Origin of the sequence: Anabaena sp. FACHB-595 (genome assembly GCF_048568275.1) — a bacterium.
Taxonomy (GTDB): Bacteria; Cyanobacteriota; Cyanobacteriia; order Cyanobacteriales; family Nostocaceae; genus Trichormus.
The window spans coordinates 6,272,589-6,284,509 of sequence record NZ_CP183473.1; the positions used below are offsets into that span (position 1 = coordinate 6,272,589).

Below are 11,921 nucleotides of genomic sequence, written 5' to 3' on the forward strand. Positions count from 1 at the left end.
GAATATTCAGGAAAAAAGACGCAAGAATTGGCATAAAAAGGCAATTTTCTGGTACTAATTTTTGTTAGTACTTAACTCTTTTAGAGAGAAGATTCATCACCTAATACTCAGGAATCAGAACGAGCTGAACATTCTGCTATCGATATCGATCTAAGCGCACTATGCCCACAGGGCTGTACTGCTCTCAAACTATGCTCTACCGACGCTTTGGCAAAACTAATCTGTACCTCTCGGTTTTTTCTTTAGGGACAATGCGCTACTTGGCTGATAGCGAAAATGTGCAGCAAACTATTGCCACAGCTTTAGCGCTAGGAATTAATCATATAGAAACAGCCAGAGGTTATGGTAAAAGTGAGGAGTATTTTGGCCAAGCAATCAAAGTCGGTTTATCTGTAGCTCGTTCCCAACTTTACGTAACTACCAAAATTCCACCAACATCTGATGCTGAAAGTATGCGTCGGTACATCGATGAATCCCTAGAACGATTGAATTTAGATTATCTGGATTGTTTAGGAATTCACGGCTTAAATACTTGGGAACATCTGGAGTGGGTACAAGCCAAAGGTGGCTGTATGAAAGCTGTCGAGGAAGCGATTAACGACAGACGAATTAGACACGTTGGCTTCTCTACCCACGGATCATTAGAGGTAATTCAAGCAGCAATTAACACAGATTTTTTTGAATTCGTTAACCTCCATTATTACTATTTCTTTCAAAGAAATGCCCCAGCCATCAAGCTAGCATCTGAAAAAGATATGGGCATTTTTATTATCTCCCCAGCCGATAAGGGAGGAAAACTGTACACGGCACCCCAAACTCTCCAAGATTTGTGTCAGCCCTTTTCGCCTTTAGAATTAAACTATAGATTTTTACTAAGTGATCAACGGATTACTACCTTGAGTGTAGGGCCAGCGACTCCAAAAGAACTGGTGGAACCCTTACAAGTTGCTGATAATTATGGCGAGCTAACATCAGCAGAAATTGCCGTTTTTCAACGCTTACAAAATCATCAAAAATCAGTTTTAGAAACTCAACAGTGTAGCCAGTGCTATGCTTGTTTACCCTGTCCAGAAAATATCAATATTCCTGAAGTTCTTAGGTTACGGAATTTGGCAGTGGCATACAACATGACAGATTACGGACAATACCGTTACGGAATGTTTGAAAATGCTGGTCATTGGTTCCCAGGTATGAAAGCTAACCGTTGTACAGAATGCGGTGATTGTTTACCCCGGTGTCCAGAAAATTTAGATATTCCTTCTTTATTAGAAGATGCCCACAATCGATTAAATGGCAAAGCGGGGAGAAGGTTGTGGGGATAAATCCTAATTCTTAATTCGATTTATCGAGGAAGGCAGGAGGAAAGTATTTGTTAATTGACCAAAACCAGATTCGTGTAGAGCAGTTTTCTAAGACTGGGAAAAAGCAATGGAACCTGCGTGAATACAATGAAGAAGATGAAGCGATCGCACTTGTAACGGTACCCTTTGAGATTACCTTACAGGATTTATATAACAAGGTATAAGTTTGAGGTTGCAGAGCCGCAAGGGAAAATTGCCCCTGGTGGAGTAGAGTGAGCGATCGCCCTATAGCTGCTCTTAGTAATAAAGCCAAAATTCACACTTGGTTGACATGGCAGGAAGAACCAGGAAGACAACTACATCAGGCTATAACGTATAAAATCTTAAATCCCCAGCATCCAAAAGCACAGACATTTGTCAAATGGTTTAAAACTTTGTATGAACGCTGATTTTTTGGTGGCTGAAAATAGCGATCGCTCTCGTAACTATAAAATCTCCAGTTTTCATGTCTGCATTTATTGCTAAATCTTCTTAAGAGCTTAACTATTCATTAGAAGTCCATAGCCAGGTAAATACCTATTTTATGGGAATACAACTACTTTACTGCTAAAATAATTGATAAATACTCTCAATTGTTTATGTAAACATCTATTTTGTTGTAATTCTGGTGTACATCTATCTTTAGATAGGCGTAGTCAGGGATTTTTCAGGAAAAAAACTATAGTAATTAACTTATGGCAACAAAATTATAAATAAATGTTGCATTTCTAAAAAATATTGTTATATTAGTTTACATACGGCAATAATCCTTATCAAAATTAATTTGGAGTGCCACCCATGACAGACACAACAAAAATCTCTGCTTCAGTAGTTGAAGACCGCAATTCTTGGCGCTGGGGCTTTACTCCCCAGGCTGAAATCTGGAACGGTCGCCTAGCAATGATTGGCTTTTTAGCAGCCACATTAATCGAACTGTTCTCTGGCCAAGGCTTCCTACATTTCTGGGGCATTCTGTAATTCCTAGAAAATATAGATAATAAAAGATAAACAAAAAACCTGGCAGTACATTTGTACCTCCAGGTTTTTAAGTTATTTGTCAGTGGTCAATAGTAAAAACAACCGAACACTGACAACTGACTAGCGAATATATTCTTTCAGAACACTGTTGCGGTTGGGGTGGCGCAATTTACGGAGAGCTTTGGCTTCAATTTGCCGAATCCGTTCGCGGGTGACATTGAAGATTTGTCCAATTTCCTCTAAGGTCTTCATCCGCCCGTCATCTAAACCGTAGCGTAGACGGAGAACATCGCGTTCACGAGGGCTGAGGCTATCGAGGACTTTTTCTAAATCTTCCCGTAACAGGTTTTTAGAAACTTGGTCTTCTGGGGTTTCGCCATCAGATTCGATAAAATCACCTAAACGGGAATCTTCTTCTTTACCAATGGGTGTTTCTAATGAAATTGGTAATTGAGCAGATTTAGCGATGAACCGCAGTTTCTCGATGGTCATTTCCATGCGAGTAGCGATTTCTTCTTCCGTAGGTTTGCGTCCCATTTCTTGAGACAGCAACTTGGTGGTTTTCTTAATCCGGGAGATGGTTTCGTAGAGGTGGACTGGTAGGCGGATAGTGCGGGATTGGTCGGCGATCGCTCTAGTGATTGCCTGGCGAATCCACCAAGTAGCGTAGGTGGAGAATTTATAACCTTTCTCATGGTCGAACTTCTCAGCCGCACGAATCAAACCAAGGCTACCTTCCTGAATCAAATCCTGGAATGATAAACCACGATTCATATACTTCTTGGCAATTGAAACCACAAGGCGCAAGTTTGATTGCACCATTTTATCTTTTGCTCTGCGGCCAATGTGCAAGCGATAACGAAAAGCTGGCAAGGGTAATTGTACGGCTTCTGCCCACTCACTGTCACGGGGATCACGTTCTAACTTTTCTGACAGTCGCTCCCGCACCCGTTCTAATTCTAATAAGTCAGCGATTTTTCTAGCAAGTTCAATTTCTTCATCTGCCCGCAACAAACGAATTCGACCAATTTCTTGCAAATACAGACGAATAGAATCTTCTGTGTAGTGCTTTTTCTTGCTTTGTGTCCGACGACGCGACTTAGCGGCTTTTCCAGACTTTGCGTCGTCCTCATCAGTCTGAGGCTCTAAAAACTCATCAATGTCGCCATCATCAGCGAGCAACAAATCCTCATCTTCTTCAATGAGGAGGTCATCTAACTCGATTTCAGGCTGATTCATTATTTCTAGGTCAGGCTGATAAATGCTATCGAGTACGTTGTTAGCCTGGTTCATGCCGCGTTCCTCATGCTCCTTGCAGAATCAATTACTCAAGATGGTTTTACTGCTCTTTTTAAAATGAGCTAGTTAACAACCGAAGATAGGGTTTTCAGTTCATTTCCCTAATCTTTTTCGGACGTTTTGTTCCTCATAAAAGAGAAACTTCTGGCTGAGAGTGAAAAGTCACATTAAATGCTGACTTACTCATTTGAGTACAAACCAAAAGTGTTGCCTTCGCATATCACTTTTAACTGGCTTGTCTAAAAAAACTGGCCTTGATAAAAAAATTTACCTCTTCATAAAAAATGATTTATGACTGTCGGCATATTTTCCTATAAAGACTCTTCCGATTGTAGCCTGTTTCACAGAAATTGCACTCTTTTTGTGTGTTAATCATGAACTGATTAAGTAGGGTCAAGGCTCCAATATCAAAAAGATATTGTAAATGGTAGTAATCCCCTTAAATTTTCTCTAAAGCTTCTTGCAATTGCTGTGGCATTATCTTTACATTTTCAGGAAATTAAAGTTGCCTTCATACAATTTCTGGTATTGTGTGAAACATAAATTACTTAGAAACAGTGTACTTCAAGTTAACTGAGGCAAGAATTATGAACGCACCCATTTTTACATTTCCTTCATAAATAAATTAGTCCGGAGAATTGAATAGGTCTTCCAACAATGTGCATATAGCCAGAGAGATGATCCTTCTTTTCAGAAACTTAACTTTTTACGTGTTCATCACCGCTAGCTCGTAGTAAAAGCTATGAGCATACTATCCAAAGGACTAGCGGTTGAGATTTCACAAATTTGGTCTTATTCACACATTAGCGTATCGCCGAGATTTTCAACCTCTGAATCTTGACAAACTCTTGTTATTGTATCCAACGATATTTTAATCAATTCAAAAGGACTTTGACATTTAAAATTACAGATATTTGTCTACTTAAGGCAAAACTTTATCGAATACAGACAAAATATGTAACCTTTTCAAAGACGAAATAGTAATATAGCAGCCGCCTAGTAGCAGGATATTATCTAATGCGAGGAATGTCCTATTGTAAGTAGAAGTCAAGTGAAATGATTAGATTGGAGACTTTTAACTGTTTGACTTGATATGAGGAAGGTGTGAAATAGACTACGTTAGTTCTCAACAGGATTTATTATCTTGTGAGATTCAATCCTTAAGCATAGTCAGGCTCACGTTACAAACAAGAAGAGATTGAGCTTTGTTCTACAAGCTTAACAAATACTTTTTTGGTCTGTGGCTGGCATCAACCCATAACTCACAAACTTGATATTTATCTATATTACTTAGATCAGTGATAAAAAACTTACAATAATCGTATAATATACTTGGCATTGAGTAAATTTTGTGCATCGGTGTATGCAGAAAAAGTGATGATTGTGCTTAATATTCTTTATGTATCCTATCAAACATTTTTCTCGAACTAATAAAAAGACAAAAAAATTTTCTATACAGGATTGGTAGGAAGTGATGAGTGCTGTAAGCCCTGGGGTTATAGTCGCGCTCAAAGAGGTAGCAGGGCGATGAGCAGTGTACTGATAAAAGTTGATTTCTATACTTCCTCTGCCACCTCTGCCCCTTGATTACCTATTGTGGTGTCGGTGTTGTGTTGGCATTGTTGGGAACATTGGGGGGCAAAATAACTTGGTCTACGACATGAACGATGCCGTTACTAGCTGGTATATCTGCTTGAGTTACTCTAGCGCCGTTGACGGTAACAGTGTTATTGGTAGGGTCAACGTTGATGTTAACGGGGCTACCTTCAACTGTTTTGACTTGTCCAGATTTGAGTTGGTTGGAAGTAAAACTGCCAGGAATGACGTGATAGGCCAAAAGTTTCACTAATTGCTGTTTGTTGGCTGGTTGAAGAAGGTTATTTAAGGTGTTTTTTGGTAAAGCAGCGAAAGCAGCGTCTGTAGGAGCAAATACGGTATAAGGCCCTGGGGCGGCTAACTGATCAGTTAAACCTGCGGCTTTTACTGCCTGTATTAATGTTGCAAACTGTCCTTGATTTGCTGCCGAATTTGCGAGTTCTGCTAGATTACGATTCTCAGTGGTGTTATTTGGTGTTGTGGGGCTAGGAGTTGGGGTGAGAGGAGGAACCGTTGATACGGGAGTTGACGCATCAGGGGGAACTGTGGCGGTGGGGATTTCTGTAGTCGGTTGAGCGCAGGCAGATAGCGCTGTTAGACTAATCGCACCGAAAATATTGCAAAAACTTTTTCCTAGCAAGCTGTTAGTTGCTGGCATGGTTTTATTGTGACTTTATTTAGATAAAGAATTAATGACAATAGTCTTGGAATTTATGTGGCGTTCCCTCATCCTAATGGCGTAGTTTGGAGATTGAGCATTAGGGATTGAGAACTATAGGCATCTGATTTGATTATTGTTGGCATAGCCTGTGCTTGCGTATAAATATCTAAATATCTATAGGGTGAGCAATGCTGACCAAAACTGAGATACGGTGGGCAATGCTCACCCTGCGTGTGTTTTGTATGAATTTTGTTTTGTAAAGAGAATGGGTAATTGTTTAAAATCAATTACCCATTGTTATCTCAAATATTCAAACTTGTGACCGATTAGATATCTAAATCCGTGAGGTTAAGTTTAGAACCGTAGGTTTCAATAAATTCGCGTCTGGGTGCAACCCGATCGCCCATTAAAATTGTAAAGATGCGATCGGCCTCTGCTGCGTCTTCGATTTCCACTCGCTTGAGGGTGCGAGTTTCCGGATTCATAGTGGTTGTCCAGAGTTGTTCTGGCATCATTTCACCCAAACCTTTGAAGCGTTGAATGGTGTAGTTGGCATTTGCTGGGAATTTGGCGATCGCTTGTTGTAGTTCACGCTCACTGTAACAATACTCATAATTGCGTCCCCGTTCTACTTTATATAGTGGGGGGCAAGCAATGTAGATGAAACCTTGTTCAATCAGCGCTCGCTGGTAGCGATAAAAGAAGGTCAATATTAATGTGCGGATATGCGCCCCATCCACGTCAGCATCGGTCATGATGATGATGCGGTGATAGCGTAGTTGGGTGGAGTCGAATTCTTCACCTTTGACTCCTAAACCCAGGGCGGTAATTAACGCCTGAATTTCATTATTTTTATAGATTTTGGAATCGTCAGTTTTTTCTATGTTGAGGATTTTACCACGTAGGGGGAGGATGGCTTGGGTGCGGCGATCACGTCCTTGTTTGGCGCTACCACCGGCTGAGTCACCTTCCACAATGTAAATTTCTGATTCGCTGGGGTCGCGGGAACTGCAATCTGCTAATTTACCGGGTAATGGGGAAGATTCTAGTACTGATTTACGTCGCACTAACTCCCGTGCGTGGCGTGCTGCTTCTGCGGCTTTGAAAGCTTGGATGGCTTTATCTAAAATTGAGTCAGCGATACCAGGGTGAAATTCTAAGTACTCGGTGAGGACTTCCCCTACCAAAGAGTCAACAATACCCCGGACTTCAGTGTTACCTAGTTTGGTTTTGGTTTGTCCTTCAAATTCTGGGTCTGGGACTTTAACAGAAATGACTGCGGTTAAACCTTCGCGGACGTGTTCACCACTAAGGTTGGGTTCATGTTCTTTAATTTTATTGCGCTTGCGGGCGATCGTATTTAATGTGCGAGTCAGAACAGCCTTCAACCCTTCTAGGTGTGTACCGCCATCTATAGTACGGATATTATTGGCAAAACCCAGTACGTTATCTGTATAAGCATCAGTACACCACTGCAAGGAGACTTCTATCTGTACGTTGTTGCGTTCTCCCTGCACATAGATGATTTCTTCATGTAGTGGTTGCTTATCACGGTTCATGTAAGCAATATACTCTTTGATACCACCCTTGTATTCGTAGCTTTCTACTTTAGGTGTATCGCTTTTGAGCAGTTCTAAACGGTTGTCAGTAAAAGTAATCTTCACTCCTGCATTCAGATACGCCAACTCACGCAAGCGACCTGATAGGGTGATGTAATCAAATTCAATACTATTAGTAAAGATTTGAGTATCCGGTTTGAAGGTGACAGATGTTCCCGTTCTCGCTTCTTTATAAGGATTTGTGATGAGTTCAGTAACCGGAACACCTCGTTCGTAGCGCTGGGTATGAACTTTTTTATCTCGCCAGACTGTAACTTCTACAACTTCTGATAAGGCGTTAACTACAGAAATACCAACCCCGTGCAGTCCTCCAGAAACTTTGTAACCACCACCGCCAAACTTACCCCCGGCGTGTAGTACTGTCATCACGGTTTCCAAAGCGGATTTCCCCGTCCGCGAGTGAGTATCGATAGGAATACCGCGCCCATCATCTGTGACAGCCACGGAACCATCGGCATTTATCTCCACCTCTATATGAGTGCAGTAACCTGCCAATGCTTCATCGATAGAGTTGTCTACCACCTCATAAACTAGATGGTGGAGTCCTCGCGGCCCGGTAGAACCGATGTACATCCCCGGTCGTTTACGGACGGCTTCCAGACCTTCCAGAACTTGAATCTGATCGGCACTGTAACTGCTCGTCATGAATATTCTCCTGATGCGTGGGGTTGAAATCGCCCAAAGGCTAAAAAGTCAAATCACTCCAAAATTCTAACACAAAAGCCTTAACGGCGACTGTAGGGCATTTTTGTGAGAAGTTTATATAGGGGATGTAACCCCATAAGTTTTTTGAATTAATCGCCTTACTATTGCAAATTTCACCGATTTATAACATACTCAACAAGTTTTGAGTAGAAGAGATTAAGACTTTGTAGTGTTTAGTCTCCGAACACAATTTCATCTATCGTCTGTAAAATCGCTCAAAATCTAAAAAGAGCAAAATGCTTAAGAATCTTAGCACAAAAGTGTTGATGGGGAGCAGGGGAGTAGGGAAAAACTATTGACAACTGACAACTGACCAATGACTAAATTAATCGTAATTTGTGGTGCTACGGCGACAGGTAAATCTGGTTTGGCTTTGAACTTAGCTATGCGGCTGGGTTCTGTGATTCTGAGTGCTGATTCTCGTCAAGTGTATCGTGAATTTGATATTGGTACAGCGAAACCAACGCTAGCAGAACAAAGAGCCGTCCCTCATTATTTAATAGATATCTGCGCTCCTAGAGAGACGATGACAGTTGCAGATTATCAAGAACAGGCACAAGCATTGATTAATTCTTTGCCAGTCTCGCCGCTATTGTTAGTGGGAGGCACAGGTTTATATATACGTTCTATTGTGCAAGGGATGAAGATCCCCAGGGTTGCGCCGAATTATGAATTGCGATCGCAACTCGCCTCTCTAGGTCAAACTACACTCTACGGCATATTACAACAAGTTGATCCCATTGCTGCCCAAAAAATTCATCCCAATGACCCTGTGCGAACTTTACGCGCAGTAGAAGTTTTTTACATTACTGGCATTCCCATATCGGCACAGCAAGGAGAGAATCCGCCAGATTACCCAATTTTACAGATTGGGTTAGATTGTGAAATGGAAAGACTGACTGAGCGGATTCACAAACGCACTGAGCAAATGATAACAGATGGCTTAGTTGGAGAAGTTGAATATCTTTGCCAAAAATATGGTGCTGAGTTACCCTTGTTAAATACTTTAGGTTATCAAGAAATAAAGCAATATTTAACTGGGGAAATTTCCTTAGAAGCAGCCAAAGAATTAACTGTTTTGCATACACGACAATTTGCCAAACGCCAACGCACCTGGTTTAGAGCATCTCCCCAAATTGAGTGGTTTAATGCAGATCATCCTGATTTATTAGATATTGTTTGCCAGCACATACAACAACCGTAGAGACGTTTCACGAAACGTCTCCATTAAACCGTACATTCACGAAATGCGTCTATATAATATCAGGATCAATACCCATAGCCCTTAACCTTTCAGCCAATAATTGAGCGCGTGTTTCTGCTTGTTCAGCACGTTGTCTTTCCTGTTCAGCACGTTGTCTTTCTTGTTCAGCACGTTCATCTCCTGTCAACAAAACATTACCATCTTGATAGCACCAACGTAACCAAGTATCCTGCCGACCTTCAAACTCACCTTCCCAGAAAGTGACACCTAAACCAACTTGTTCTAACCAACTTTCTGAAGTTTCAAAATAACGTCTTCCCCTAAGTTCATAGACTCGCAGTATTTTCTCTCCTAATTGCTGAGTAGAATCATAAACAATGTAGTAACTTGCGCGCATTTGTTCATAAATTTGCAACTTTTTACTAAGTTCCTCACCTTCTGTATTGGAGACAATTTCTATCACAACTTCTGGGGGTTTACCAAATCGCCAAACCATATAACAACGATTTTGTTTCTCCCACCAATTGTCAGGAATTTCGACATCCAAACTCAGGAAAACATCGGGTACAATTGGCGGCTGTTTATCTGTGTGATATATACCGACATTGGCTTCAGCCAAAAAAGGTTGGTTTTGTAAAGAACTATAAAGAGAGCCGACTAATAGGCGTTGTTGTTTGGCAGATGCGAAATTATCCACAGGTGTATCATCTTCTGTAACTAGCAGGTTGGCATCTGGCACATAGAAATCATCATTATTTATGAGAAGTTGCTCAACCATAAATTTATCCACTATCTAAGAGCGTTATTTCTAGGTTAATAGATTGGTGGGCAGTTGAATATCTTGGGGTGATGGTCTGAGACTGACTGTAGGCGATCGCCTCTTCACCCCTTGAAACTGCTATTCTTGCAACAATAGTAAGTAAGCTCCTCCACTCAGTAGTTAAATAAAAATCTATGCTTATCCAAGACCAAGATAAAAAACAACGTAACTGGAAACCCATTATCAAAGCATTTGAGGCTGTCCTGGGTAAAAATGGTGTAGTCCAACGCCGTGAGGAACTTATCACCTATGAGTGTGATGGTTTAACTAGCTATCGCCAACGTCCGGCTGTAGCGGTTTTACCTAGAACTACGGAACAAGTGGCGGCGGTAGTGAAAATATGTAATCAGTATTCTGTCCCCTTCATTGCACGGGGTTCTGGGACTGGCTTATCTGGTGGTGCTTTACCATCGGAAGATTCAGTTTTAATTGTTACTTCTTTAATGCGACAAATTCTGAGCGTTGACTTAGATAATCAGCGTATTATTGTACAACCAGGGGTAATTAACAGTTGGGTGACACAGACTGTTAGTGGTGCTGGATTTTATTATGCGCCAGACCCTTCTAGTCAGATTATCTGTTCCATTGGGGGTAACGTTGCGGAAAACTCTGGTGGGGTGCATTGTTTGAAGTATGGTGTCACAACAAATCACGTTTTGGGTTTGAAAATTGTCACGCCGGAAGGAGAAATAGTTGATTTAGGTGGACAAATTCCCGAAAGTCCTGGTTATGACTTAACTGGTATATTTGTCGGTTCGGAGGGTACTTTAGGGATTGCTACAGAAATTACCTTGCGGATTCTCAAAAGTGCAGAATCGATTTGTGTGTTATTAGCAGACTTTACCAGTGTGGAAGCGGCTGGGGCGACCGTTTCCGACATCATCAGCGCGGGGATAATTCCTGGTGGGATGGAAATGATGGATAACGTTAGTATTAACGCGGTGGAAGATGTTGTTGCTACTAATTGTTATCCGCGTGATGCAACAGCAATTTTGTTAGTAGAAATTGATGGTTTAGAAGTTGAAGTTGCGGTGAATAAACAACGCGTTATAGATATTTGTAAACAGAATGGGGCGCGTAGTGTGACTTCTGCTAGTGACCCAGAAATGAGATTGAAATTATGGAAAGGGCGTAAGGCGGCTTTTGCTGCGGCTGGTCATTTAAGCCCAGATTATTATGTGCAGGATGGGGTAATTCCTCGGACTCAATTACCTTATGTGTTGCAGGAAATTGAGGTGTTGAGTCAAAAATTTGGTTATCCAATTGCCAATGTTTTTCATGCTGGTGATGGTAATCTGCATCCGTTGATTTTGTTTGATAATGCCATTCCTGGTGCATTGGAGAAAGTCGAGGAATTGGGAGGAGAAATTCTCAAACTTTGTGTGAGAGTCGGCGGTAGCATTTCTGGAGAACATGGGATTGGGGCAGATAAAAAATGTTATATGCCTGATATGTTTAGTGATGCTGATTTAGAAACAATGCAGTGGGTACGGCAGGTATTTAACCCCCAAGGTTTGGCTAATCCGGGAAAGATATTCCCCACACCGCGCACTTGTGGCGAAGCGGCTAACGTAGCTAATCATAAGCAGTTGGAAGGAGTGGAAAGGTTTTAATAGATGTTTTCTTAAGATTTGGTAATTGGTAATTGGTAATTGGGAGTAAATTTTAGTCAATTACCGATTACCTATTACCCATCACC

At 41.3% G+C, this 11,921-nt stretch carries 9 protein-coding genes and 1 pseudogene; 6 read left to right on the top strand and 4 right to left on the bottom strand.

Going from position 1 to position 11,921, the window contains the following annotated elements:
* Positions 1-191 precede the first annotated feature (191 nt).
* The 4 genes and pseudogenes from ACN222_RS26240 to ACN222_RS26255 all read left to right on the top strand — a co-directional run bounded on the left by ACN222_RS26240 (position 192) and on the right by ACN222_RS26255 (position 2,318).
* The gene (locus ACN222_RS26240; RefSeq protein ID WP_044523373.1) at positions 192-1,322 is read left to right on the top strand and encodes an aldo/keto reductase; all 1,131 of its coding nucleotides are present in this window, start codon (positions 192-194) and stop codon (positions 1,320-1,322) included.
* 41 nt (positions 1,323-1,363) lie between these two features.
* Positions 1,364-1,577: pseudogene (locus tag ACN222_RS26245) on the top strand (Uma2 family endonuclease); the annotation flags it as partial.
* Positions 1,574-1,750, top strand: coding sequence for a DUF3226 domain-containing protein (locus ACN222_RS26250; RefSeq protein WP_158629509.1), 177 nt, complete (start codon positions 1,574-1,576; stop codon positions 1,748-1,750). The pseudogene ACN222_RS26245 and the gene ACN222_RS26250, both read left to right, overlap by 4 nt.
* Positions 1,751-2,138: 388 nt before the next feature.
* Entirely contained in the window at positions 2,139-2,318 is a 180-nt protein-coding gene (locus ACN222_RS26255; RefSeq protein WP_010999386.1) for a chlorophyll a/b-binding protein, read from the top strand.
* Positions 2,319-2,438: 120 nt separating this feature from the next.
* Here ACN222_RS26255 and rpoD read toward each other — a convergent pair whose 3' ends face one another.
* The 3 genes from rpoD to gyrB form a co-directional block, all read right to left on the bottom strand.
* Positions 2,439-3,611 (bottom strand): RNA polymerase sigma factor RpoD, encoded by a 1,173-nt coding sequence (gene rpoD, locus ACN222_RS26260; RefSeq protein WP_010999387.1) that lies wholly within the window; start codon positions 3,609-3,611, stop codon positions 2,439-2,441.
* Between the two features lie 1,597 nt (positions 3,612-5,208).
* Positions 5,209-5,871, bottom strand: a complete 663-nt coding sequence (locus ACN222_RS26265; protein ID WP_010999388.1) for a fasciclin domain-containing protein — start codon at positions 5,869-5,871, stop codon at positions 5,209-5,211.
* 329 nt (positions 5,872-6,200) lie between these two features.
* A complete protein-coding gene (gene gyrB, locus ACN222_RS26270; protein WP_010999389.1) occupies positions 6,201-8,138 on the bottom strand; it encodes a DNA topoisomerase (ATP-hydrolyzing) subunit B in 1,938 nt (645 codons plus the stop codon).
* A 376-nt stretch (positions 8,139-8,514) separates the two neighbouring features.
* Between gyrB and miaA the strand changes: the two genes are divergently transcribed.
* Positions 8,515-9,402: a tRNA (adenosine(37)-N6)-dimethylallyltransferase MiaA gene (gene miaA, locus ACN222_RS26275; RefSeq protein ID WP_010999390.1), complete on the top strand. Its 888-nt coding sequence runs from the start codon at positions 8,515-8,517 to the stop codon at positions 9,400-9,402.
* Positions 9,403-9,451: 49 nt separating this feature from the next.
* Here miaA and ACN222_RS26280 read toward each other — a convergent pair whose 3' ends face one another.
* Positions 9,452-10,180: a Uma2 family endonuclease gene (locus ACN222_RS26280; protein WP_010999391.1), complete on the bottom strand. Its 729-nt coding sequence runs from the start codon at positions 10,178-10,180 to the stop codon at positions 9,452-9,454.
* Positions 10,181-10,356: 176 nt separating this feature from the next.
* Between ACN222_RS26280 and glcD the strand changes: the two genes are divergently transcribed.
* Complete coding sequence (glcD, locus tag ACN222_RS26285) at positions 10,357-11,835, top strand: glycolate oxidase subunit GlcD (RefSeq protein WP_044522577.1); 1,479 nt, start codon at positions 10,357-10,359, stop codon at positions 11,833-11,835.
* The last annotated feature ends 86 nt before the right edge of the window (positions 11,836-11,921 follow it).